The 25,550-nt window shown below is 54.1% G+C and carries 21 protein-coding genes; 3 read left to right on the forward strand and 18 right to left on the reverse strand.

The genetic code is table 11. The annotated features are described in order from the left end of the window. Positions 1-5: 5 nt before the first annotated feature. Positions 6-1,154, reverse strand: coding sequence for a solvent efflux RND transporter periplasmic adaptor subunit SrpA (gene srpA / locus ABRP30_RS06075; RefSeq protein ID WP_349976447.1), 1,149 nt, complete (start codon positions 1,152-1,154; stop codon positions 6-8). Between the two features lie 223 nt (positions 1,155-1,377). On the opposite strand from srpA, the gene srpS reads away from it, so the two are divergent. Next, entirely contained in the window at positions 1,378-2,157 is a 780-nt protein-coding gene (gene srpS, locus ABRP30_RS06080; RefSeq protein ID WP_349976448.1) for a solvent efflux transporter transcriptional repressor SrpS, read from the forward strand. Positions 2,158-2,162: 5 nt separating this feature from the next. Continuing rightward, on the forward strand, positions 2,163-2,804 hold the full coding sequence (gene srpR / locus ABRP30_RS06085; RefSeq protein WP_349976449.1) for a solvent efflux transporter antirepressor SrpR: 642 nt from the start codon (positions 2,163-2,165) through the stop codon (positions 2,802-2,804). A 15-nt stretch (positions 2,805-2,819) separates the two neighbouring features. Here srpR and ABRP30_RS06090 read toward each other — a convergent pair whose 3' ends face one another. From ABRP30_RS06090 to mhpB, 9 genes are all read right to left on the reverse strand, one after another. Next, positions 2,820-4,463 carry an acetolactate synthase large subunit gene (locus ABRP30_RS06090; protein WP_349976450.1) on the reverse strand — a complete coding sequence of 548 codons (1,644 nt, stop codon included), beginning with the start codon at positions 4,461-4,463 and terminating at the stop codon, positions 2,820-2,822. A gap of 195 nt (positions 4,464-4,658) precedes the next feature. Further along, positions 4,659-6,407 carry an FAD-dependent monooxygenase gene (locus ABRP30_RS06095; RefSeq protein ID WP_349976451.1) on the reverse strand — a complete coding sequence of 583 codons (1,749 nt, stop codon included), beginning with the start codon at positions 6,405-6,407 and terminating at the stop codon, positions 4,659-4,661. Between the two features lie 413 nt (positions 6,408-6,820). Continuing rightward, on the reverse strand, positions 6,821-8,089 hold the full coding sequence (locus ABRP30_RS06100) for an OprD family porin (protein ID WP_349976452.1): 1,269 nt from the start codon (positions 8,087-8,089) through the stop codon (positions 6,821-6,823). A 41-nt stretch (positions 8,090-8,130) separates the two neighbouring features. Continuing rightward, on the reverse strand, positions 8,131-9,348 hold the full coding sequence (gene mhpT / locus ABRP30_RS06105; RefSeq protein WP_349976453.1) for a 3-(3-hydroxy-phenyl)propionate transporter MhpT: 1,218 nt from the start codon (positions 9,346-9,348) through the stop codon (positions 8,131-8,133). A 264-nt stretch (positions 9,349-9,612) separates the two neighbouring features. After that, on the reverse strand, positions 9,613-10,623 hold the full coding sequence (mhpE, locus tag ABRP30_RS06110) for a 4-hydroxy-2-oxovalerate aldolase (RefSeq protein WP_139657518.1): 1,011 nt from the start codon (positions 10,621-10,623) through the stop codon (positions 9,613-9,615). An 11-nt stretch (positions 10,624-10,634) separates the two neighbouring features. Next, positions 10,635-11,573: an acetaldehyde dehydrogenase (acetylating) gene (locus ABRP30_RS06115; RefSeq protein ID WP_156867044.1), complete on the reverse strand. Its 939-nt coding sequence runs from the start codon at positions 11,571-11,573 to the stop codon at positions 10,635-10,637. A gap of 13 nt (positions 11,574-11,586) precedes the next feature. Further along, on the reverse strand, positions 11,587-12,381 hold the full coding sequence (gene mhpD, locus ABRP30_RS06120) for a 2-keto-4-pentenoate hydratase (protein WP_349976454.1): 795 nt from the start codon (positions 12,379-12,381) through the stop codon (positions 11,587-11,589). Positions 12,382-12,392: 11 nt separating this feature from the next. Continuing rightward, the gene (locus ABRP30_RS06125; RefSeq protein ID WP_349976455.1) at positions 12,393-13,250 is read right to left on the reverse strand and encodes an alpha/beta fold hydrolase; all 858 of its coding nucleotides are present in this window, start codon (positions 13,248-13,250) and stop codon (positions 12,393-12,395) included. 23 nt (positions 13,251-13,273) lie between these two features. Next, entirely contained in the window at positions 13,274-14,218 is a 945-nt protein-coding gene (mhpB, locus tag ABRP30_RS06130) for a 3-carboxyethylcatechol 2,3-dioxygenase (RefSeq protein WP_349976456.1), read from the reverse strand. Between the two features lie 327 nt (positions 14,219-14,545). Here mhpB and ABRP30_RS06135 point away from each other — a divergent pair, with 327 nt between their 5' ends. Next, positions 14,546-15,211: a GntR family transcriptional regulator gene (locus ABRP30_RS06135; RefSeq protein WP_349976457.1), complete on the forward strand. Its 666-nt coding sequence runs from the start codon at positions 14,546-14,548 to the stop codon at positions 15,209-15,211. Here ABRP30_RS06135 and ABRP30_RS06140 read toward each other — a convergent pair. The 8 genes from ABRP30_RS06140 to ABRP30_RS06175 form a co-directional block, all read right to left on the reverse strand. Continuing rightward, on the reverse strand, positions 15,206-16,123 hold the full coding sequence (locus tag ABRP30_RS06140) for a transporter (protein WP_349976458.1): 918 nt from the start codon (positions 16,121-16,123) through the stop codon (positions 15,206-15,208). The genes ABRP30_RS06135 and ABRP30_RS06140 overlap by 6 nt on opposite strands. Positions 16,124-16,145: 22 nt before the next feature. Then, positions 16,146-16,685 (reverse strand): cupin domain-containing protein, encoded by a 540-nt coding sequence (locus tag ABRP30_RS06145; RefSeq protein WP_349976459.1) that lies wholly within the window; start codon positions 16,683-16,685, stop codon positions 16,146-16,148. A 45-nt stretch (positions 16,686-16,730) separates the two neighbouring features. After that, complete coding sequence (locus tag ABRP30_RS06150) at positions 16,731-17,846, reverse strand: alcohol dehydrogenase catalytic domain-containing protein (protein WP_349976460.1); 1,116 nt, start codon at positions 17,844-17,846, stop codon at positions 16,731-16,733. 1,092 nt (positions 17,847-18,938) lie between these two features. Then, positions 18,939-19,838 (reverse strand): hypothetical protein, encoded by a 900-nt coding sequence (locus tag ABRP30_RS06155; RefSeq protein ID WP_349976461.1) that lies wholly within the window; start codon positions 19,836-19,838, stop codon positions 18,939-18,941. A gap of 222 nt (positions 19,839-20,060) precedes the next feature. Next, on the reverse strand, positions 20,061-22,697 hold the full coding sequence (locus tag ABRP30_RS06160; protein ID WP_349976462.1) for a hypothetical protein: 2,637 nt from the start codon (positions 22,695-22,697) through the stop codon (positions 20,061-20,063). Between the two features lie 2 nt (positions 22,698-22,699). Continuing rightward, positions 22,700-23,545: a hypothetical protein gene (locus ABRP30_RS06165; RefSeq protein WP_349976463.1), complete on the reverse strand. Its 846-nt coding sequence runs from the start codon at positions 23,543-23,545 to the stop codon at positions 22,700-22,702. Continuing rightward, a complete protein-coding gene (locus tag ABRP30_RS06170) occupies positions 23,545-24,534 on the reverse strand; it encodes a hypothetical protein (RefSeq protein WP_349976464.1) in 990 nt (329 codons plus the stop codon). Before ABRP30_RS06170 ends, ABRP30_RS06165 begins: the two co-directional genes overlap by 1 nt. After that, positions 24,531-25,544 (reverse strand): GTPase-associated system all-helical protein GASH, encoded by a 1,014-nt coding sequence (locus ABRP30_RS06175; RefSeq protein ID WP_349976465.1) that lies wholly within the window; start codon positions 25,542-25,544, stop codon positions 24,531-24,533. The genes ABRP30_RS06170 and ABRP30_RS06175 overlap by 4 nt, the downstream gene beginning before the upstream one ends. Positions 25,545-25,550: the final 6 nt, after the last annotated feature.

Here is a 25,550-nt window from a genome sequence, read left to right on the forward strand (position 1 = left end):
CCCCCTCAGTTAGCCGAGGCTTCTGTGATAGCGGCGAAGCCGTCTACCAAATTCACATTGTTGGCCTCAACCGCGTTGACAGCGATGCCGCTGCGAACACGTTGAACACCTTCGGTAACGATTCGCTCTCCCTCGGTCACGCCTTTACTGATCAACCAAGCATTGCCCACGGTTCGGAGGGTCTGAATCTCACGGGACTCGACGGTGTTGTCAGCCTTCACGACCCAGACGCTTGGCACACCTCGCGTGTCGCGGCTGATGGCTTGTTGCGGTACCAAGATTGCGGCGTTTCGCACGCCCTCTTTCAGCAGAGCATGCACAAACATGCCTGGTAGCAGCTTGCGATTTGGATTGGGAAATTCGGCGCGAAGGGTCACAGAACCTGTTGTGGGATCAACGCTCACTTCAGAAAACTTCAGAGTCCCTGGCAGTGGGTAAGCACTTCCGTCATCCAGCGTCAGGCTGACTTCAGCCTGGTTCTCGCCTGTCTTTTGAAGGCCGCCTGACTCCAGCGCCTTTTGCAGACCAAGAAGCTTCGTGATTGGCTGAGTGACATCGACATAAATGGGGTCCAGCTGCGTGACGGTGGCCAGCGACTGAGCTTGGCCATTGGTAACGAGCGCCCCCTCGGTGACTGTCGAGCGACCAATGCGGCCGGAGATTGGGGAAAGCACCCGTGTGTATTGAACGTCGATGCGAGCAACCTGGTAATCGGCTTCTGCTTGTTTCCATGCGGCAAGCGCATCGTCGTACTGCTGCTTGCTGACTGCCTTGGTCTTCAACAGCGTTTCATAGCGACGAGCCAGGTTTTGTGCGCTCGTTCGATTCGCTTCCGCACGACGCAACTGCGCTTCGTACGTCCGCGGATCAATCTGATAAAGCTGCTGACCCAGCTTGACTTCAGTGCCTTCAACAAACGACCGCTTCTGAAGGATCCCCGAAACCTGCGGGCGGACTTCCGCTACACGGAATGCCGAAGTCCGGCCAGGCAAGTCAGTTGTCAGGGTCAGAGCTTGTGCACGCACGGTGTACACGCCCACATCCGGTGGTGGAGTTGCTGAGCTCACCTGTTCTTTCTCACCACATCCCGTAACCAGCATCAGCGCAGTTAAAGGGATTACGCGTAATGCACGCGGGGATCGTATCTGTCTCACGGTTTGGCTCCATCTCTCTGCCCGCATGACGGGGGCTATTTCTGAATCGTAATGCGGTAGAGTGTACCATTATGCGATACTCTTGATGCAAGGAAGCTTGAGCCGCCGTTGGTCGAGGTTTATCGATTGAGGCGTTCGCGATATGTGGCTGGCTAGCGGAGGCAGAGAGCTCTACAGTGGCGGCCAATGTGATAGGTCGCAGCCGTACGCGCAGAGGAAAGATATGAACCAATCAGATGAAAATGTTGGCAAGGCCGGGGGCATCCAGGTCATCGCCAGAGCAGCCTCGATCATGCGAGCGCTTGGCAGTCATCCGCATGGCTTGAGCTTGGCGGCCATTGCGCAGCTGGTCGGGTTGCCTCGCTCCACCGTTCAGCGAATCATCAACGCTTTGGAAGAAGAGTTTCTAGTCGAGGCTTTAGGGCCTGCCGGAGGTTTTCGACTTGGCCCTGCGCTTGGTCAGCTAATCAACCAGGCGCAATCAGACATTCTGTCTTTGGTGAAGCCGTATTTGCGCTCACTGGCTGAGGAGCTAGATGAGTCCGTATGTCTGGCCTCTCTGGCCGGAGACAAAATTTACGTGCTTGACCGCATCGTGTCAGAGCGAGAGCTGCGGGTGGTGTTTCCGATCGGTATTAACGTGCCCGCCGCTGCGACTGCAGCTGGCAAGGTCCTCTTGGCAGCTTTACCTGACGAAACCCTAAAAGCAGCACTCGGCGAGCAGCTGCCAGCATTCACATCTAACACCCTAGGGCGGAAGGCGCTTGTCAAACAACTGAGCGAAGTGAGGCAGAGTGGTTTCGCTAGCGATCTTGACGAGCATATTGATGGCGTGTGCTCATTCGCAACGCTTTTGGATACCTACCTTGGCTATTACTCCCTCGCGGTCGTAATGCCGAGTTCCAGAGCGAGCAAGCAGTCAGACGTGATCAAAAAAGCTCTGCTGCAGAGCAAGCAGAACATAGAGCGTGCTATCGGCCGCGCGTCGAAGAAAGCTCCCTAGATAAGATGGCCAGAAAGACGGCAGCTGAGGCGGAGGAGACAAGACAGCGCATTATTGATGCGGCGCTTGAGGTGTTTGTTGCCCAAGGTGTTCCCGACGCGACCCTAGATCAGATAGCACGGAAGGCAGGCGTCACTCGTGGTGCTGTCTATTGGCATTTTAACGGGAAGCTGGAAGTGCTCCAGGCGGTGCTGGCATCTCGGCAGCATCCCCTCGAATTGGACTTTACTCCTGACTTAGGGATTGAGCGCTCTTGGGAGGCGGTGGTTGTCGCCATGCTGGACGCCGTGCATAGCCCCCAGTCAAAGCAGTTCTCGGAGATCTTGATTTACCAAGGGCTTGATGAGTCGGGCCTGATCCATAATCGAATGGTGCAAGCGAGCGATCGGTTCCTGCGGTACATTCACCAGGTTCTTGGGCACGCGGTTACCCAAGGGGAATTACCCATAAATCTGGATATTCACACCTCAATCGGCGTCTTCAAAGGACTGATCACCGGACTGCTCTATGAGGGATTACGAAGCGAGGACCAGCAGGCTCAGATAATCAAAGTTGCGCTGGGATCGTTTTTGGCTTTGCTCAGGGAGCCTCCTCGCTTGTTGTTGTGCGCGGAGGCTCAGATTAAGCAAGCCAAATCCTTCGAGTGAGGGGTGACGCGCCGGTTATATCGCCAGTGCTCGTTCCCGAAGCTCGCTGTTGAGGATGCGGTCGTTCTCGCTATAGTCGACAGGGCAGTCAATCACGTGTACGCCAGGGTTGGCGATACAGTGGTCAAGCAGCGGCAGCAAGGCGTCAGCGCTTTCTACTCGATAGCCGTGGGCACCGTAGGCTTCAGCATATTTGACGAAGTCCGGGTTGCCGTAGTCCAGGCCGAAATCGGTGAAGCCCATGTTGGCCTGTTTCCAGCGAATCATGCCGTAGCCATCGTCACGCAGGATTACCACGGTAATGTGCATGTTCAAGCGTACTGCGGTTTCCAATTCTTGGCTGTTCATCATGAAGCCGCCGTCACCACATACCGAGATCACCGGGCGATCCGGGTACACCAGGTGCGCCGCCATGGCCGATGGCAGGCCGGCGCCCATGGTCGCCAGGGCGTTGTCCAGCAGCACGGTGTTCGGCTTGTGCGCCTTGTAGTTACGGGCGAACCAGATCTTGTAGATGCCGTTGTCCAGGGCAACGATGCCTTCGGACGGCAGCACGCGACGGATGTCGGCGACCAGACGCTGAGGGTAGACCGGGAAGCGATCGTCGTCGGCACCTTCGGCGATTTGCGCTTCGTTGGCATCACGGATGGACATCAGGCGGGTGAAGTCCCAGTGCGCGGTGTCGGTCAGCGCTTCGCTGATCTGCCATACAGAGTTGGCGATGTCACCGATCACTTCCACTTGTGGGAAGTAAACGGCGTCGACTTCGGCGGAACGGAAGCTGATGTGGATGACCTCTGTGCCGCCGCGGACCATGAAGAACGGCGGCTTCTCGATCACGTCGTGGCCGATGTTGATGATCAGGTCGGCCGCTTCGATGGCGCGGTGGACGAAGTCACCGGAGGACAGCGCGGCATTGCCGAGGAAGCGCGGGTGGCGTTCGTCGACCACACCTTTACCCATCTGGGTGGTGATGAACGGGATACCGGTCTTGTCGATCAGTTGCTTGAGGACCTTGGCAGTCATCTTGCGGTTGGCGCCGGCGCCGATCACTAGGATCGGGCTGCGTGCGTTCTGCAGCTTTTCAACGGCGGCTTCAATCGACCTGTGCTCTGCGAGCGGACGGCGGTGCAGGCTGCGTGGAATTGGAAGCGCATCGGTCTGCTCGGCAGCGATGTCCTCCGGCAGCTCCAGGTGTACCGCGCCCGGCTTCTCTTCTTCCGCCAGGCGGAACGCTTCGCGCATACGGGCCGGGATGTTGTCGGCCGAGGCGAGCTGGTGGGTGTACTTGGTGATGGGGTCCATCATGCCGCACACATCGATGATCTGGAAGCGGCCCTGCTTGGACTTCTTGATCGGCTTCTGGCCGGTGATCATCATCATTGGCATGCCGCCTAGGTAGGCGTATGCACTGGCGGTCACCAGGTTCGTCGCGCCAGGGCCCAGGGTCGACAGGCTGACGCCGGTCTTGCCAGTTAGGCGGCCATAGGTGGCGGCCATGAAGCCCGCGGACTGCTCGTGTCGGGTCAGTACCAGCTTGATCTTCGATTTGCGCAGGGATTCCAGCAGGTCGAGGTTTTCCTCACCAGGGATGCCGAACACATACTCGACACCTTCGTTTTCCAGGCATTGCACAACGACATCAGCGGCCTTAGCCATAGTCACCCTCATCGCACTCAAGGCAGTTGAGGCCCTAAGTAAGGCGTAGCAGCAGGTTCGCCGCTGTGCCCACGGGCCCTTATAGGTTGATTTTTTTCAAGCGTTCCAGCGCAGTGGGCCGGTTGGCCTCCTGCGCGGATGTGAGCAAATAAAAAGAAGGCCCGGCATTTCGGGCCGGGCCTTTTGAGGTAACACTTAACCGAGGACGCTTTTGAGCGCCTGCTGCAACTCTGAAGCAGCTTCATCGGCAGACCAGACAGCATTGCTGTGCCGCCAGGCGATATATCCATCAGGCCGAACCAGAAGGGCACCGGCCTCGTGAATTTCACGAACCGATTGCCAATCGCAGTAAAGGTCCGCAGTACCTTTTGCGCCTGTGACAACGGTATTCAAGAACGGCAGGTTCAAGCTCTCTGCAGCAGCTACCCAGGCCTGACCGGCAAGGCCAGTGATAACGGTCATTTGCCCTTTACCCACGACATCGAGCGTCGAAATCCGGTGTCCGTTCTCGTTCACCAGCCAGGCGTGAGGAAGTTTGGCACCTGCGCGAGTGGTGGCCTGCAGGTACAGTTCTTTGTCTCGAGCCCAGAGCTCAACACCGTCTCTTGGGTCAGGCTTAACGGCAGAGGATACGTAGCGCTGATTCAGCTCGACGCCTTGAGCGTTGAATTCTCGACTCTTGATTTCCAGCGCCTTCTGCAGGTTCATGCGAACTTCTACACCAGCCGGGCTCGGGTCGCGCATGCGATCAAGCAGCTTGGCGATAGTGTCCACGCCATTGCCGAAGTTGAAGCACTCTTTCAGCAGGGCATAGTCCTTGCGGGACTGGTTGGCACGCGCCACGATCTGCTTGCCCACGGGGGCGCGCTCTGCGGTGTAACTTTCCAGCAGATTCGGGTCGGCGAATCCTTTAAGGACATAAGCGAGTTTCCAAGCGAGGTTGAAACCGTCCTGCATGCAGGTATTGGAGCCCAGACCGCTGGACGGCGGGTGACGATGAACCGCGTCGCCAGCGCAGAATACGCGGCCACGAGAGTACTCGGTGGCATGTGCCTGGTTTACATACCAGGTCGACATGCGCTCAACCTGGACTTCCAACTTTGGATCGCCGACCAAGAGACGGATTTTCTCCAAAACAGCTTCTGGGGACAGGTCTGGAGCGCCTTTGGCCATGTCGAAGCCCCAGCCTGCAATCCACTGATCCCACGGGCGAATGGCGCGCAGCAAGCCCATCCCGATCTCGCCAAACCCAGCTTCTGGAGTAGCGATCCACTGAAGGATGCTCGGGCGATGTTGTACGTACTTGCTTAGATCGGCGTTGAAGATGACGTAAGCGGTTCCGGCCCTGGCCATCTCGCCAACAATCGGCAGATCGATCTCTTTGGCTACCTTGGAGTTAGCTCCATCGGCACCCACCAGGTACTTCGCTCGGACTTCGTACTCGACACCGGTCAGAACGTCTTTCATGCGAGCAGTCACACCTTCGGCATCTTGCACATGGCTCAGATACTCGGTGTTGAAGCTCAGTTGAGCACCGCGGATCGCGGCATGTTTCAGAAGGATCGATTCCATCTCGGGCTGGATGAGATCCAGCATGGTGCAGGGACTGCCTTGGACGTAATCGCCCTTGCGTTTGTCGCCAGTACCCCAGGTGCGCATACGTGCGATTTCTTCACCGGCTAGGCTGGTGGTGAAAAGCGTATCGCCCATCTGCTCCCAAGGTGTGGCTGCTCTGATAACTTCCTCTTCCAACCCAAGATCACGCACGACCTCCATGGCGCGCTGGTTCGTGATATGAGCTCGCGGCGAGTTCGCAAGCCAATTGAACATTGTGACCATTTTGACCCGCACACCGTAGGTGGCGAGCGCCAAGGCAGTAGTTGCACCAGCTGGGCCAGTGCCGATCACCAGTACGTCGGTATCGAAGCTAGTGGAGGTAGTCATTTATTATTCTCCAGGCATTACTTGTTGATGCTCTGAACTTGCACGCAAGCCCGGAACATGTCCGACAGGTCCCAAAGCCAGCCAGCACGAAACAGCACCGACCCGGCGTTCGAGACATTAAAAAATTTAGGAAACGGCGGGCTCTACTGGGGCCCGCAGCTCGGGCGAGCGATGCGAATGAGGGGGAAGAGATTCATGGTACCTCCTGATCTTGTATTTTTTTTCAGGCCATCAGAGTGTCTGGTTCAGCGGTATCAGCTGGCAGGCGAGATCACTCAATTTGTACTTGCATGCTAGCATGCAAGAGTGGTGGTCGCAATCATCTGGAAATGCCTTTCGTCATGCCCAAAAAAAGCCACGAGGTGAGTTCGTGGCTAAGGGGGCAGCGCGTAGGGAGTGGAGCTACGTCGGCTTCACCAAAGGGCAAAGGTGTAATCAATGTTCACACGAAGCTCATTGTCATCCCGGTGCGTTGCTCCAGGGCCGAAATCATTTCGGTACCAAGCGTGTCTGACCCGGAATGCCACGTCCTTGAACGTGCCGCTTTGGATGACATAGGAAAGCTCAACGTCTTTTTCCGACTCTTTGAGCTTGTTGCCGCCGAGATTCGGAAGGTCAATGTTGTCCCCGCTGACGTAACGCAACATCCCCTTCAGGCCGGGAACACCAACGCCAACAAAGTCATAGTCGTATTTGACCTGCCAGCTTCTCTCCTTGGGGTTCAGGAACTCCGAGCTCAGTGTGCCTTCCGTGATCACCAGCGGTTCGGTCCCAAACAGATACGGCATCGCGGTATCGCCGGTCAGCTGCATGTAGCCAGCGCCGAGACGATGGACGCCGAACTGGTAGGACAACATCAAGGCAGTATTGCGGTTATCAACCTTCCCAGCTTTTGCGGATCCATTGTCTTTGGAATCATAGAAGCGGAAGTCGGAAGTGAGCCGGCCTGGGCCCAGCTCACGGTCGTCCACGAAACCGAAGTAGTTCTTGTCGTAGATGTCTTCGAGCTCTGCGTAGTAATACTTGAGCGTGAGGTTCTTCGACCAGGCGTAATCGCCACCAAGGAAATAAAACGCATCAGACTCTGCGGTCCCGTTGAAGCGTCCGTTTGGAGCTGAAACCCGCATCTTCTGGTAGTCAGTCGAGTCCCGCAGGTTGATTCGGTCCAGCCAACCCGCGTGCAGAGAAAGATCTGTGATGTCTTGCGAGCGTAGGTAAGTGCCGCGGAAGGTTTGGGGTAGTAGCCGTGTTGGACTTGCGAATGCGATCGGTAAAAACGTGCTTACGGTCCCGTACTGAAGCTCAGTTTTGGAAACCTTGACCTTCGCTGTCAGCCCTAGCTCGGAGTAGTCCTTAGCTGGCTCTCTAGTGGCGGCAGAGAACGGCAATAGGCCGGTGCCGACACGATCTGGTGAGGAGTCAAGGCGCAACCCCATCATGGCTTGGGCATCCAGTCCAAAGCCGACAACCCCCTCGGTAAAGCCCGAATTGAAGTTGACGATGAAACCCTGGGCCCACTCTCGCGCTGCAGCTTGCGGTGTCTGGTTGATGTAATTGCGATCAAAGTAGTAGTTGCGCAATGTTACCTTGGCTTTCGAATCTTCTATGAAACCTGCCGCCTGGAGTGAAGCAGCATGTGCAGCCAGCAGCCCTGCGAATGCAATTTTTCTTGATTTGCTCATGTCGTGTCTTCTTTATTGTTTTTGTGATGACGCAATGCCGGTCAAACCAGTGAGGCACTCAGCTCGGGGCGTTTTTTCAGCGACGAGAGATAAAGCAGCGAGATGGCCGCCAGAACGATGCCCGGCGCTGACGCCAACATCACACCACCCGCACCGGCTCCCAGAACCATCATTTTTCCTACGACGAGTGGACCGGTCATGGCACCAATACGACCGACTGCGAGTGCTGCACCCGTCCCGGTAGCCCGGCCATTGGCGGGATAGAACTGTGGAGCGAGGGCGTAAAGCACGCACTGGCCACCCGTTGTGAAAATGCCTGCCAAGAATCCTGCACCGATCATGGTAGGGAGTGAGGCCGCCACTGTGAGGCAGGCCAAAGAAATCAGGATGCCCCCATATACCAGCGCCGACATGGCCCAGATAGGCAGTCGATCCATCGCAACGCCGAGCATCAACGTACCCATGGCCGCGCCAAGCTGCATGGCCAATACGACGACGCTTGCCTCGCTCGGCTTGAAGCCCTGTCCAATCAGAATGCTCGGTAGCCAGTTGATCAGGATGTAGGTGACCATCAGCGTGAAGAAGAAACTGACCCACAGGAGCAGGGTTTTCTTCAGCGCACCGCCCTCAACCAAAATGGCTTTGGTGGATGGAACTTCGATAGTGGAGGTAGCTGAAATTGTTTGCTTGTATACGTCAGGCAGAAAAAGAAGCAGCAGGGGGACGATGACCAGAGGAACAATGCCGCCAACATAGAAGACGAGCTTCCAGCCAGCCCCGAAATCCAGTAGACCAATGGCGGCTGCCAACGCGGCCCCCAGTGGTACACCGCAATACATCAAGCTGACTGCCGTGCCTCGCATGCGTTCACCAGCAGCTTCAGAAGCGAGTGCAATGAGGTTGGGCAACGATGCGCCCAGGCCCACACCTGTCAGGAACCGGGCGAATAGCAACGCGCCGAAGCTCCAGGCTACCGTTGTGACGAGTGAGAAAATGCCGAACAGTGCAACAGAGGCGATGAGCACTTTTTTCCGGCCATAGCGATCAGCCAGACGTCCGCCAACGAAAGCGCCCGGAAGCATACCCAGGACGCCAACACTGAAGACCCAGCCCATTTCCAGTTTATCCAAGCTGTATTCGGCAGACATGCCGTGAGCCGCAATCCCAGGTGCTTGGAGATCCAGGCCTTCCATCAGTGCAACGAGGAAGCAAAGCGCGATGGTGATGAAAAGTTTTGTCTTATCGGTTTTGTCAGTCATAGCGACCCCCTCCGAAGTCCTTTGAAGGTCTTCAGAAATCACGTGATTGTGGTTTTAGTAACGCCAGTAGTTTGGAGCTACATCAGCTCAGTCATCACTCAAGAAAAGTGAGGAGGTGGGCTGATCACTGCGTGTTCGGAGGTGCTGCGCGTAGGGAGTCTGCGAGGCATTCATATTGGTGGTCTCTCTTATTGTTGTGTCATAGACCCCCTCCCTTACGGGAGGGGATTGCTGCAGACAGCTTGCGTGGAGCTGTCTGCGAACTCAGCGCTTCAGCAAATCGAGTGCGACGTCGACGATCATGTCTTCCTGGCCACCGACCATACGGCGTTTGCCCAGCTCGACCAGGATGTCTACTGCCTTGATGCCGTAGCGAGCAGCTGCGACTTCGGCATGGCGAAGGAAACTCGAATAAACGCCGGCGTAGCCGAGCGCGAGAGTCTCTCGGTCGACACGTACCGGGCGATCCTGGAGCGGGCGAACCAGATCATCTGCTGCGTCCATAAGAGCGTACAGATCAGTGCCGTGGTTCCAGCCCAGCTTGTCTGCGGCTGCAATGAAGACTTCCAATGGCGCATTACCAGCACCGGCGCCCATGCCCGACAGGCTCGCGTCGATGCGGTCACAGCCTTCCTCGACGGCGACGATCGAGTTGGCTACGCCGAGGCTCAGGTTGTGATGCGCGTGGATACCGGTGTGAGTCGCTGGATCGAGCACCGCTTTTACGGCGCGGAAGCGCGCACGAATGTCATCCATATTCATAGCGCCGCCGGAGTCGACGACGTAAATGCAGGTGGCACCGTAGCTTTCCATCAGTTTTGCCTGTTGCGCGAGCCCTTCGGGGGTCTGCATGTGGCTCATCATCAGGAAGCCAACCGTGTCCATGCCGAGCTCACGGGCGTATTCGATGTGCTGCTTGGAGACGTCTGCCTCGGTGCAATGGGTGGCGACACGAACAACTCGAGCGCCCGCGGTATAGGCTGCTTTGAGGTCGTGCAGAGTACCGATGCCTGGGAGCAGCAACGTTGCAATCTTGGCGTGCTTCACTGCGTCGGCGGCAGCTTCGATCCACTCGATATCGGTGTGCGCGCCAAAGCCGTAGTTGAAGCTGGAGCCTTGAAGACCGTCACCATGCGCGACCTCGATCGAGTCGACCTTGGCGGCATCCAGTGCACGAGCGATGGCCTGGACCTGATCCAGTGAGTACTGGTGACGAATGGCGTGCATACCATCACGCAAGGTCACGTCCGAGATGTAGAGCTTCTTACCGTTCATATCCGCGCTCCTCAGGCCTGGCTCATCGACTGTGCCATGCGCTCGGCGGTAGCCAGCGCGGCAGAAGTCATGATGTCGAGATTGCCTGCGTACGCTGGCAAGTAATGGGCAGCACCTTCGACCTCAAGGAAAACTGAGGTCTTCAGGCCACTGAATTTGCCTTGGCCAGGAATGTTCAGTGGGGCAGACTCAGGGATGACTTCAAACTGCACTTTCTGCTTGAGGCGGTAGCCAGGGACATACGCATGCACTGCGGCAACCATTTCTTCAATGGAGGCCTCAACCTGATCCTGGTCCGCAGCTTCAGACAGCACGTAGACGGTGTCGCGCATCATCAGAGGAGGCTCAGCCGGGTTCATGATGATGATGGCTTTACCTTTGGCTGCACCACCGATCACCTCGATGGCTTTCGAGGTGGTTTCGGTGAATTCGTCGATGTTGGCCCGGGTGCCCGGGCCTGCCGATTTGGATGCAATCGATGCGACAATCTCTGCGTAATGCACTTTGGCAACACGCGATACCGCAGCAACCATCGGAATAGTTGCCTGCCCGCCGCACGTAACCATGTTCAGGTTCTGCGCGTTGACATGTTCTTCAAGGTTCACGACCGGCACACAGTAAGGGCCGATAGCTGCCGGAGTAAGGTCGATTACCCGGATGCCCGGCTTGCACTCACGCAGCATGGCGTCGTTTTTGACATGAGCGCCGGCACTGGTTGCATCGAAGACGAAATCGATGTCAGCAAATTCTGGCATTTTGACCAGGCCCGCGACACCCTCGTGGGTGGTAGCGACGCCCATTCGGCCTGCACGGGCAAGGCCGTCAGAAGCGGGGTCGATACCAACCATCACGGCCATTTCCAGATGCTTTGAATTGCGCAGGATCTTGATCATCAAGTCGGTGCCGATGTTTCCGGAGCCGACGATGGCGACTTTGCGTTTTGTTGTCATTTCTAGATCTCCATCACTCGACACTGAACGACACGCCGACGCGGCCAAGGCCTTCAATTTCGGCTTCAAAATGATCACCTGGACTTACGCCAACCATTGGCCCCAGGGCGCCAGTGAGGATGATGTCGCCTGCTCTGAGAGGTTCACCAAACTCAGCCATTGTGCGGGCGAGCCAAACGGCGGCATTCAGCGGGTTGCCCAGGCACTCAGCACCACTTCCGGAACTCACGACCTCACCATTTTTGGAGAGGCGCATCGTTGCACCGCGAAGGTCCAGGCCATCAATGCGCTGCGCAGGGCCACCGAGTACAAAGCACCCGCTTGATGCGTTGTCAGCTACGGTGTCGGCGAACTTGATGTTCCAGCCTTCGATGCGACTGCCGACAATTTCGAGCGCCGGGAGTACCCAGCCAGTTGCGGCGATGACGTCTGCAAAAGTTGTAGAAGCGCTAGGCAGGTCGCGCTCCAGAACCAGTGCAATTTCCGCCTCGATCTTGGGCTGAAGAACACGCTCGAACGGAACCACTTCGTTGTCGCCGTACGCCATGTCGGCAAACAGGCAACCGAAGTCCGGTTGGTCTACGCCCAGCTGCGCTTGGACCTTAGGGTTGGTCAAGCCGATTTTGCGGCCCACCAGGCGTTGCCCATTGGCGATGGCGTAGGCTTGGTTCAGGCGTTGAATCGCATAGGCACTTTCCACATTCGTGGCGCCGATGACGTCACGCAGTGGTCCAACAGGCTCGCCCTTTCCTTCAGCTCTGCGCAGGTCTGTCGCCAAGCGCTCAAGGGTCTCTTGTGTGATGTTCATGCTGACCTCGATCAGTGGGTGAGGAAGTCGAGAACCATGCGGTTGAACTTGTCCGCGTGTTCCCATTGGGCCCAGTGGCCGCATTTGTTGAAGACATGCAGTTGAGAATTGGGAATGCCAGCAACCAGACGCAGGCCGGTATCCATCGGGACAAAGCGGTCGTTGCGACCCCAAACTACGAGGGTTTCGGCCTGAATCTCGCCGAGACGATGACCGAAGTCAGGGAATTGCTTGAGGTTCGCAGCGAGGCTCGCGGTGAAGTTTTCGAGGTGGTCTTTACGAGCCAGCATGTTGTCCAGGCGCGCTTGGAACAGTTCTTCAGTGAGGTCGCTGGTGTCGTAGACGAAGATGTTCATCATCTTCTTGAGGTTTTCGATGGTTGGTTCGCGGTACAGACCGTTGAGCAATTTGATGCCTTCGGTTGGCATTGATACGAATGGGCTGACCCCACCGGTACCGCCGCCCATTAGTACGAGCTTCCCTACCCGCTCAGGCCAGGTCAGCGTGAACGCCACGGCAGTGTGGCCGCCCATGGAGTTGCCGAGCAGGTGCACTTTGTCCAGGTCCAGCTTATCGACCAACCCTTTCAGAACGCGGGCGTTAAGATCGGAGCGAGAACCGGTGCTGACGATCGAATCACTTTTGCTCCAGCCAGGGCAGTCCATGAGGATGACCCGGAAGCCAGCCTCTACCAGTGGCTCGATATTGCGATTGAAGTTGGCCCAGCCGCTAGCGCCAGGGCCAGAACCATGCAGCATGACAACCGTTTCTTGGCCTTCACCGCAGTCGTTGTAATGAATATTCAGGTCCAGCTCGCCGTCTTGGACGCGAACGAATTTGCTGGTGTCTTTTTCAGTAATTGCAGTCACGATTGATTCTCCGTGAAGGTGTGTTAGCGCTGAGAGTGCGCACTGATAGAGCCGAAGCCAGCGATCCACTCAGGGATCTCTCGGTAGTAGCGATCTGTCGCGGTGTATGCTCCGTGGGCAGCGAGCGCTGAGAACGCTGCGACCCAGGCCTTGACCTCATGCGTGGATTTACCGGCCAATTCGGAAAGATGTGCGTTAGGGAGTTGATCCAGGTCGCTTAGCAGGTCCTGCTCAACAACGTCGAGGAAGTACTGATCCCACTCAGGGTTCAGCGGATGCAGGGTGTTCTGGTCTTCGACAAACCGCTCAGCTGCGATGACCACTCGTTGAGTGCGGGCGGTACGCTCGTCTTCTGGCAGGTTGCGGCCACTTCCCATGAGCCGATCAGCCATCCGGGCATCGACTTTGGCTAACTCTGGAACTGGCGGTTGGTGTGAAAGGCCTCCCGACCCAAGGAACAGCACCCGCTTGTTCAGCGTGCGGGTGAATCGACCGACCGCATCACCCATCAATCTGACTCGTTCGAAGGTAGGCAGGGGCGGGGCCACGCAGTTCACGAAGATCGGCACGACCGGATACTTGTCCAAACCGCCAAGAAGAAATTCGAGCGGTTGAGCGAAGCCGTGGTCGACCTGCATGCGATACGAAACAGGCATGTCGATGCCATTGCGGAGCAGAGAATCAGCGCAAGCTTCAGCGATAGATTTGGGCACAGAGAGGGTGCCGGCGAGCGAGCCAAAATCGCCTATGGCTTCAGCCGCCATGCCCAGGCAGAAAGGGGGCATGACATCGTAGAAGAAGCCGTTGTAATGGTCTGGAGCGAAAAGCACCACGAGCTCAGGATCGAAAGCAGCGATGCGTGCACGGGCAGCGCGGACCACCCCATCCACTTCATCGAGCACGTTCTTGGGCGGATCGAAATGCCCGATGAGGGGCGTGTGCGATAGGCAATGCAGGTAAGCGTTCATCGATACGAAACCTTCACGTCGTGCCCCAGTGCAGGCCGCCTCGCACTGGGACGGCATGAGCGTCTCCTCAACTCCCAACAGGGGTAGAGGGGCAACGCCATGCAGGTAGATTTGTTTTTGTCTGCCTAATCATCATGCACGCTAGAATGCTAGCATGCAAGCTTGACGATGTCCGCTCATCGTCGGATGGATCCTCCCCGTGGCAATGGGTCGCGACGTATGACGAAGCGATGGGTGCAAAAATCTGATTTACTATCCGAAATGCTAGTATGCAAGCCAGTTAGCGAAATGTTGAACCGTGCACTCAGTTCTAGGAAAACCATACCGATGCAAGTGGCAAACAAGAAGACCGCTATCTATCAGCACATTTTGGAACGCCTACTGAGTCGTAGGTATGCGTTCGGTGAAAAAATCCTGGTCAAGGAAATTGGCGAAGAGACTGGTGTCAGTCGTCAGCCGATCATGACCGCGCTGAACAGCCTCCAGGAGAGGGGCTTTGTTGTGATCACAGCCCAGGTTGGATGTGAGGTTGTGCACCCTACACGTTTGGAAGTCGATGACTTCTACCAGATGTTCGCGAACAACGAAGCGCTAATCGCAGGGCTTGCGGCTGAACGTGGGTCCCCTGATGATGTGCTGCGTATGTCTGAGATCAACGACAAAATTAGAAGCATCAACCCAGCTCACAGCGATGCCGCCGACAGCTATCGAACATTGAACGTCGAATTCCATCGCCTGCTGCACGCAATGGCAAAATCGCCAATACTCTCGGCGCGCCAAGTGGCAAATTTTGAGCTGTCCGACTTTTTCATCGTGCAGACCTGTGGCTTCCAAGTGCATTTGGATGCTGCTACTGATGAGCACGATGAGATTCTTGCAGCGCTGAAAACCAGAAACAAAAAGGCCGCAGCCAATGCGGCTGCGAGCCATATTCAAAGTGTGGCTAAGGATGTCGTATCTAAAATGCCTGAGGATGCGAAGCTAGCCTCATAGTGGGAAGGCGAACTCAAGCCATACCGAGTCGCCTTTTGGGCCATTTTTGACCGCAGTCTCACGCATCCACTTCAGCACGACCCCTGACTTCTGATCAAACGCATAGAAGATCTGGGGGCCAACGGCGAATTTACTCAGCCGATTCCCATCATCTAGGTCACCGTGGTCGTAGCGATCATCGGTGACCTGCTTGGTGTAATATCCCACCAAGCCCAGCTGAACCTTGGGATTCGACTGCAGCCTGTAGCCGAGCAGGTAGTCGACGTTGAACACGTTGCCCGAGCGATAGTCGGTTTCGTCGTTCTTAGCATTGATGGTGAAGGTGGGAGCAATCGAGACCTCCCAGTTAGGGTGGGGGAACCAGGTTAAGTCGAATTCCTGCGTATAGCTCGCATTGCCTGTCGTGCTATTCGCCAACTTATTGCCGTCATAGTTTCCCAACGGGACGAAGGCGCTGAATCCCGTTAGCAAATGCAAATTTTCTGACGGCGAGTAGCCGACATACAGAGGGGTAAGATATAGTTGCCTGAAACCGGAGTCTGTATCGCTATTTCCGAATGCCTCAACCTTGATCTTGTTCGCAGATCCGATAATTCCGCTGCTGATTGTAACGCCGCTATCGAATTTCACATCCCATGTGTGCACCACACGAATAGCTTGAACAAAGTTCTCCAAGCTGAATCCCGGGACAGAAGATTTGCCACTGTTGTCTTTGAAGCTATCCGCCTTGTAGTAGGCGGTATAACTGTACAAAGAGGTTTCACCTGGGGGAGGTAGTATTGCTGGAAGAACGGTCTGTACGCCTAGCGGCCAAACGGTATCCCCACTTTCAGTACCGTAACATAGCGAAGAAACGAGCAAAGAGCAGCCGAGCGCGCTGACAACGCCAGCGCGTGTTACATAACTTTTCATTGTTATTATCCTATGTAAATTTTTACCGCTGAGACTGGGCACCAATCAGAACGAATGTAACCAATGCGGCTTCGGTCCCAGGGTTCCGCCAAGCATGAATGTTGCCTTGCTGCACCACGATGTCTCCGCTCGCGAGCTCCCTGATCTGGCCGTCGTCCAGTTCGAGGACGAGAGGACCTTTGACCACAATGCCGTAGTCGACTGTCGGAGAGGCGTGCATACCTGGTCGCGCAGGGTCGAAGCATTCATACAGCCCAAGTAGGTGGCGTTGCTGCTCATCATGGGCCTCCTCGGGATTGAAATCCGAGGACTGAAAGATTGAGTCAGGCGGGAAGCTCACCGCCAGACACTTGGTTTCTCCAGGCTGAGGCAGCAGTGAAGAGGTGGCTTGAACAGGGTCGTCAAATGCTTCAGGAAGGGTCGGAGACGCCACCGTTTGCCAGATTAAAGAGGTAGCGAATCCTGGAATTTTTTTGTATTCATAGGTCTGAGGCGCCAAACCGTCGGAAAGGAACACAGCTTTACCATTCTGCGTACCCGCAACAACTCGTCTCACTTTCATGTTCGGTCTCCGATTGAGCGCCGCTCGATCGAGCGGCGCTGCTGTTCAGGCCAGGCTGGGATTGATTACAACGTTGGTGAAACCGCCTTTGCGGTCTGCTATTGCATCCATTGCCTCGTTGACCTGTTCGATGGCGAAGACCTCTTGGTCGAATACCGAAAGATCCAAGGTGCCGGCGGCAGCCATTTCGGCCATGTCCTGACCTTCTGCCACAGTGAACCAGAGGGAGCCGATCACGCTGATCTGGAAGCACATGAGTTTGAACATCGGTACCGGCAGATCCTCAGACATACCGCCGATATCCACCATGCGACCGCCGCGGCGAAGCGCACCAATTGCCTCAACGGTAAGTTCATGAGGAGCGCCCGGCCCAACTGCATCGATGAAGACGTCAGCACCGAGCTCATCGGTGTGCTTCCGAACCCAATCACCCAATGGCTCATCGCCGGCGGAAATCGTGAAAATGCGGTCTGGGGCGAGAGCGCGTACGCGCTCCAGCAATTGGCGGTTTCGGGCCATCGCGAAGATTTTTGTAGCACCCATGGCTAGGGCAAGCAGGACGGCCCCAAGTCCTAGCGTTCCGGTGGCGCCACTGATCAGCACAGACTGACCAGAACACACGCCTGCTTTTCGAAGGGCCGAATAGGCGGTGCCGAGATAGCCAAACCGACATCCTTGCTCGAAGGATATCGCTTCAGGGAGCTTGACCAAGCCCGACGCTGGCGCGGTCATGTATTGGCACAATCCGCCGTAGGGGTAATCTTCGAAGATTTCTTGAGAGCCTGGGCCAAACCCGAAGTAGCCCTGGAAGGTGAATGCGGTGCAGTTTATGTGCTGACCGCGCAAGCAGGCATGACAGGAGCCGCAGCTACGGCCGGGGTTCACGTACACGCGGTCTCCGACTTTGATGCCGTGCACGCCCTCACCCACTTCCTTGACGATGCCTGCGGCGTCCAAGCCATAGACTGCCGGCAGCTTTGGGAGGGGAAGGTAAGGGAACCAGGTGGAGTAGCTCTCGATGACATTGCGAAGATTAGGCACCAAGTTGCAAGCCTTCACTTCAACAACTACGTCGTGTGCGCGTGGTTTCGGGACATCGATCGAGTCAAGCTGGAAGGTCGGACCAACCTTATGCAGACGGGCAGCTTTCATCATGCTCATTTCTATTTTCCTTATTTTCATTGGGCCGGAGGCCGTGGGCACTAAACAGAGGGGACCCTCTAGCTCGCGAGAGCGAAAGGACTTATCTGTCTGGGAAAACGAGTCGGAGAAGGTTGCCTCGATGGCAGCCTCTAGAGGATTCCGTCACATACCGGCGTGACGGGGAGGGCGAGGAGTTTTTGCACGCAATGCTGACCATGATGGGCACCGCTGGTTTGTAGTTATGAATCCATAATGCCTCACTAAAATGCTAGCATGCAAGTCGTCTTTCGATAGACGGAGATGAGCGCCTACCGCAATCCATTTTTGACCCTGATCCCGATCAGGCGTTGTCATCACCCTCGCTGATTTGAGGTGTCAGAGTGATTCCGCCGTCTCACATCCGGAGACGTGCCGCTTGGCCAAGGACTCTCGTGACTAGCCGTCATCCGAATGGGGCCTGCTCCTCGCATGCTAGCCGTTCCGGATGCCATCTCATGAACGGCAGTGGTCCTTTGATTCCGAAGCGATGCTGTTGTGGGATGCCCATAGCCCATGCTGGAGGTGTGCACGCTTGAGCTTTATCCAACTTTCTATATCACTTTCACGCAGTGTGCATTTCGGTGTCGTGCTGCGTTATATGACAGCTCGCCACTTGGGAGGCCCTGTGATGACACATGGTTATGACAGCCCAGAATGGTGCCGGTTGTTCAAGGTGTGCTCCAACCTCAGCCATGAGATTTGATTATCACTCCGGTCCACTAAAAACACGTCCTGGGTGCCAGTTAACAAGTGTCAATTGATGAATAGCTGCGATGAATTTGATCCAAATTATCTCGATTAAATCATCTCGCTGGTGTTTGGTACCGGCAAAGCCTGCTCCCTCGGACATGATGCCAATCAGTAGCGCTGGTGAATCTGCTCATAGTTTTTGCCAATCATGCATGGAACACAGGGAAAACTCAGCGCAAAGCTGTGCTGTAAAGTATCAATTTTTATGAAGGGCTACGGCTTTTTGGGGATGTACACATCAAGCAGGCTTGAATCGTAAGTAATATGTGACCTGGCTATATGCGCGCAAAAATATCCGCCAGGTCAAGGGGGGTCTTAGAGTTAATGACTATCCAATGTGTTAATTTCCACTGTGCTTCGAGAACGAGCGTTTATCGTGCCATCAATTCTCCGGCCTAATCGAGCTAAACGATTCTCCCATTTGCCCGGCAGATAAGATGCTGCGTGTCCGGCGTACTTGTCGGGCTCAAAGCCTTCCTGCATAAGATGTGAAAGAGCCTCTGGAAGCTTATTGGGTAATCCTCTTTTATGGCCGCTTAAAAGAGGCAGGGGAGCCAGTTCGTTGGGGCTTGGCGTTATTTTAAAGTTTTGTTTTGGCACGTTTAAAACACCGTCTAGGGAGCGACAGATGACCATGACCTCCTCGTCACTCCCTGGTAACTCCAAGTCTTTTAAAGTGTAAGCGCTAGCCCAAACCCATTCAATTGGGCATTCGATATTTACGGATATATTACGGCTAAATCCGCCGCGGATATGATTGAAGAAAGTGATTGTCTGAAAGAAAAAAGGAATTTCCGCGCCAGGTATCTCATCAAGTAGCTTTTTGCAGGCACTTGCTTCGATTCCACCAATCCCGCGAACTAAATTTATAGTGCTACCAAAACGTTGCATTTGTGACTGAGAGTGATCGTAGATTCTTTTAATGTCTTTGCAAGCATTCTCGATCTCATTGATGGTCAAATCAGCAAAGTATTCGCTCATTAAGGGGAGGTCGTAAGCCCCAGGGATTCTGAATATTCCAAGAGCACGTCGCACAAGGAAGCTTAGTATCTGCCGAGCTTCTGAGCGTCTGCCGTGTCCATTTGCGACGATAGGGTTGATTGTCGGATATTTTTTTTCGTCCCAGTTATTTCTGACGAGTGCCTCTAGTAGGCTGTCTTGAATTGACGTCTGGGTGCATTGAGCAAACGGGGTGCGGGCATAGCGGCTGGATCCCTGCAAAACTGACTCCTGAGTTATCAGTGCTAGATGGATTGAGTTTGGAGGTGCTTCGGGTTCTTAGCTTAAAGCTCCGATATCAGACCATGACAGCGAAGGTCGCAAATCAAGTAGAATCAACTATGAAGCTGGTAGCGAGGCATTTCAGGCTTCGCTACCAAAATATGTCATGCGGTAGCGCCGAATAGGCTTGGAAATTTATTCGGCGCTAGTCGAGTAGATTTATCAAGGCTGGAATTCACTTGGCCCAATGCGATGTATCTCACTGAGGACTTCACGGCGACAGCCAGGCTCAAGGCTTTTGCTATTTAGTTCAATAAGCCTCAGGTAGCTTTTGCCTCCAGGTTCACTGGCAAGCTCCTTAAATATTCTTCGAGTGTCACGAGCAGAGTATGCCGTTTTTGCTAAGTCCTCTGGATGCCATTTCGATTTTAGAAAAGATCTGACGAGCCCTTTGCGTGCAGTTTTGCACTTATCCCAGTCAGTGAAAGAAAAAATACGGCTAAACTTCAGGCCACTTTCCTCTTCGCGCAGCATGTCGTATACGGCTGGAAATGATTTTGCTATCAATATCGAGGCAGGAACTTCGTAGCTGATCATTAAGCTCGGAAGGAGTTCAAGTGCGACTTGTTCAAATAAACGATGGTTGTCATGCTCCAGCTTATCTAGAATTTTTACTATCATGCTCGCCGATTCAGAATTTAGATCCGTATGGGCTCTCGACGTAATCCAGTCTGTCAGGATGTCTAAATTTTCTTCTGAGATTTTGAGGTCTAGGTCGTCAATTTTATCTAGGGTGCTGAGCAAATCGTGGATGTGGAAGTACTGAGTAGAGTGGCTTCGGCCGCTCTGAAATATGAGATCAAGGTTCAGTTGGTCTGGGAGTGATGAGGCGAGTATAGGTAAGTGTTCTTGAAGCAAAGAGTCATCGCTCATTAGCTTGTCGAGGGTTTTTCGTAGTAAATGCTCTCGCTCAGAATGTGACAAGTACGCATAAATTTTGGGCGTGGCTTTTGTCGCAGTCTTTGCGCTAGCAGCTTTTGAACTCAGGAGTGAGGCGATGGGCTTGGCGTTGCTCTTGGCTGCTCTTATCAACAGGCTGACAGCGGTATCGATATGCTTCATATCCGTGAAAGCGATAGTGAGCTGATTAGGAGTTGCCATTCCTATATATGCGCGAAGAAGGTCGCAACGGTACTGTTCAGTGGCTTGGGATGAAAGTATCCACTCAGTTCCATGCTGGGTGTAGTCAAGCAATTGTAGTATATAATTTATGTCGCGATTGTTGCAATAGCGCTCGGCGATAATGTTTCGCACTGCTTCCTGAGTGTCGGCAAAATGTGCCGCACGGCATAGAACAACTCGCAACTCAGTCGGTAATGAGTTATTCCAGGCCGCTTTCGCCGTATCGACTACTGCTTCGGAATCGGAGTCTTTTAGTAGCTCTTCGAGCAATGCAGCTTGTTCTTCCTTTTTAATGAAAGGAAGGAAGGTCTTTAGGTACGCTTGGCGTCTTTGTGTGCTTAGTTCGGTAGTGGCTCTATAAAGATTTTCATTAATTATTTTAAGTGGAGGGGTTTTTACGTCCGGATTTGTCAAAAGCAAGAGCTTAGGGTTTAGGCTGAGTAGAAATATTAAGCGTGCGGGTGCTAAGTTAGCGAGATCGTTCGCGACGTGTTTTAGGTTGTCAGCATTGATGGTTGTCGCTACCGCGTGAAGCAAATTTGGAGAAAATAAGATGCTATTTGGTGCAGCCTTTGCGAGGCTTGTAAGAGCAGGCTTCACATCATGACTTGCTAAAGTTGCTATTTTACTAAGAATCGGGGCAAGCGCGCTCTCGGGGGCTGCGCCAAGCTTGGCAGACATATCACGTATGAATGCCCACGCCGACTCTCCGTCACCGTTATAAAGGAATGAATCTAAGGCCCTTAACAACCCTGGCGCTATAGCCTTCCAGCTTTCTGCCAGAATCCGTTTTGAGTTAGCTATATCCAGCAAGCCGAGTGCGGCAGCAGGTGAGTAGTTTGATTTTTCCAGTAGTTCTTCCCAGAGCAAGCTTAATCTGAGCGAACTCTCATCGCCATTTCCGCTTGCAAGAAGCCGCTCAGTATCTGGGCTCATCAAGCTTGGAGACTGACCTTCAAATACCCGTTGGACCAGAGCACTTGTCCATCTATGTCGTGCCTGAGATTCTTTACCCGAAGCATCGATCCGCCGTCCAGGCCATTCTGAGAACCGAGCGCGCGCTGCCTTGGGTGCAAAAAGCAAGTCGAATGGACGTCCCGACAACATTCTTGGTGCTAGCGAGAGCGTGCAAGCGCTGAATTTTCTACGCATTGCTGGCCATAGCGCCGTGATGAGGCGCACGATTAATGCTTCCGCATCATCAGCCCCAAATACAACTATTGGCACTCGCTTTTCTAGAAAAAGAGCTTCTAAAAGTTCGGAAATTGTCTTGCTTTTTACGTCTGGCAAAAGACTGCGCTGAAGCTCATTTATAACAATCGGCGCCTCATCAGGGATCTCAGCATCGAATAATTCAATGAGTTCAGGTAGATGTGCTTTAGCCTCCCAGTATGGCATGGGTATCAGAAGGGTTTGGGTGACCACGCATCCTGCGCGTGGCGCCTCTACATCCTGGCGTGTGCGAGAGAGAACATAGTACTCCTCGCTTGGTAGTGGATAGCAGCTCAGATAAGGCGAAAAGCATTCCCCTGGACGTAATGGTCCTGCCATATCAGAGAGTCGATCAATCAGATCCTGATCTCGTCGGTCCAGACGGACTGAGCTATGGAGCAACTGGTGACCGCTACGGTAGCCGTGCAGTTGATGGTGGATCGAAGGAATCATTCGTGGATTCATGCCTAACCAGCAGCCCAGAGGATCGGTGATGTTAGATCGTTTGACGTCTCCAAAGCCACCGAACCCTCTGAGACGACGAATCCAGTGGATTCGAACTCGCTTTCGAGGAATTGTTCACGGAAGGCAGCGTCTGCGCCAAGGTCACCGCCCACAATGCTCATACCGAACAGAGCCACCTCTATCCCTTCCAAATGGTCTAGTTTTCCGATGAACATTGGATACTCGCGAGCGAGGTAGGCGCGGGGGCCGGCTTTTGCCAATTGTTGATCGAGCAGATCCCAGGCTGTGACTACTACCGCTATGCGGGGTACTTTTCCCGTAGATGATCTGAGTAATTTCTCCTCGAGAAACCGTGTAAGCTCGCAAAGCATAACTTGAGTAGGGTAGCCCTCAAACTCCTGTCCAATCAACTCCATCAGCTGAGCAGAATTAACCCAATCCAAAGGGGTGATGTTCTGGTCAGAGCGGACTCTTACGAATAGTAGTGCGCCCTCGGCTGACTCCAAGAGCTCCATCCATTCTAGAGGGAACTCGCCTGTTTCAACTGCGGCTTTCCATATTTCACCAGAAACGTCTGGAATTACTAAATTAGCTGTTTCCGCTTCATTGTCTCGCTTAATAGCAATCGTTAGGGCGCCTTGGCCTGCTTCTAGGTTTGTGTCAGTCCTTGGTGCAAAGCGTCCGCCATGAAGATAATTAACAGCATCTTCGACATACTTTATATTTGTGCGCTTTGATGGGGCGCCCATCGCTCCCTTTCCATCGGAGATACTTGCCCACAATCTGGCCATGTAATTGGTCTTCCCTGAGTCAGGACCGCCGACAAGAACGATCGTCCGGTTTGTCATTACTGCTCTCCTGGCGGCAAGCGCAAAATTTGACGATGTCCAAAGGCCTCGGCGAATGCCCAAAAATCAAGGCTTTTCTGTTCAGTCTTGATGGTGGCCGATAACAACTCAGGAATACCAGTTCCGGCAGGAATACTCGGCTCTTTTGAAAAAGATGCGACATGCATTACTTGTAGTTCAATTTTGTGGTGCGAAGCACGAGAAACAATGCGGTCAATGATTGCCTCTGTTGGACGGCCTAAATCACAGCGAGTGATTACGAGAAATAGACGAGGAGGTTGGCCTTCGAAAAAATCTACTAATCTATCGATTAATAACTTCATTCGATGAATTGCATTGTTACGAGTATCAGGTGCTAACAGTGATGCGCCATCTACGGTGAGCCAAATTGCCTCTGAGCCTTGTAAAAATCTTAGTCTTTCGTGCTCATTGGTATCTATAAGGCTAGTTGACCACTCGCCGGGCAAGTCTGGTATAAAGAGGTCAATGCAAGTGCTCTTCGAAACACTCTTGAGACGTAGGTGTAGCAGACCCGCAGCCCGGCTATCTCCAAGCTCCGTATGAGCCGTCATCTGCTCAGGCGGTGAACCTTCATTCCAGCTTCTTGCTCCTCGTGCTATATCCTCGAAGGTCAGCAGCGACCGGCTACCGGCGAAAGAAAAATGAATTAGCCTGTCATGGGCCATCAACAGGTACAGGCTTACTAGCAATGCCGTTTTACCTGAGTCTGGGGCGCCAAGAATACCTACTACATGCCCGTATTTCTTTCCCAGCATCGCCCGGACATCATCTAGCCCCAATGCAGCGCTTGCGGAAAAGCGAGGAGCCTCAATCGGAGAGGGAAGTAAGGGCTCTCCTATTAGTGAGTCATCTGAAGTCTCGGCCTCAAGGAGCTGACTATTACTGCAATCATCGGGCTCGTTATTGAGCAGGCAAATGCCTGTCTGCGAGACGGTGCAGTTTTCATTAGTGCAAACGAACTCGGTCATAGCTTGCCATTATCTGAGTATTGAAGTCGCAGTACCGAACTCTCTAAGAGCGTGCGTAGGGCCCATTCGTTGAGAGAGCGTTTCATTTCAGCTGCAATACCTTGTGCTTTTCCCGAACGGATAGCGGTCAGCACGGGGAACATGTGAGGTGCTTGAGTTACTGCTGCCGCATTCGCGAAGCTATGAGAAATTTTCAGTCTGTCATCACCGAGGATCTCGATTACTTCGATCAGGGACAACGTTTCGGTAGCAGTAATGTTACGTTGGACAAGGTGGTTGTGAGCTTGGCTTGGCAAGCGCCGAAGCATTGAGCCGACTTCAAAACCAGATATAATTGCCCTGGTTTGTCCCGGTACCGCGCTGAGCGGTTTCTGAAGAATATCGCTTCCGTCGGCGATTACCCACCAGAGCAAATCCAACTCCTCTCTGTCTAGCGCGGCATTACGACGCAGCGCTTCGATAGTTGAGGTCAACACAACTGGGAGTTCTGTAGCCCCTGGATCTACGACCAATTTATCTACATCTGGTACTGGTGACCGATCACGCGTCGTAATAGCTGTCTTTAGTGCTCGATTTCGAGCTTTCTCAATGACTTCACAGCGAAGTACGTCAAGCTTCGGCTCTTCTAAGGGGGGGATAAAGCTGAGGGTGGACCAAGCAGCAACGGCGAGCACATCGGCAATGGCCCATTTATCAGCATTCCCCCCATTTTCGATTGCATCGAGCAGCGCTAGAATGCCGATTAGCTTGATTTCCTGTGGATTTTCCTCAGGATCAAACGCAGGGCTTTCCTTTACCAGTGCGCTGGCAATGCTTTCGAGAATATCTTCTGGAATATCAGATTGACCGAAGCAGCCGAGCGATAATGTGCTGCCCAGTCGAAGCAGGTCACTTACGGTTTTGACTTTTAAGAATTTTATTCGAAGCGCTTTGATTGCGGCCTCGCGCTTTGACACAAAATCATCCGTTGGAGCGGGATCAATTAGACGAATATGCTTAGCTACACTCATGCCGAT

Origin of the sequence: Pseudomonas sp. WHRI 8519 (assembly GCF_040224055.2) — a bacterium.
GTDB lineage: Bacteria > Pseudomonadota > Gammaproteobacteria > Pseudomonadales > Pseudomonadaceae > Aquipseudomonas > Aquipseudomonas putida_X.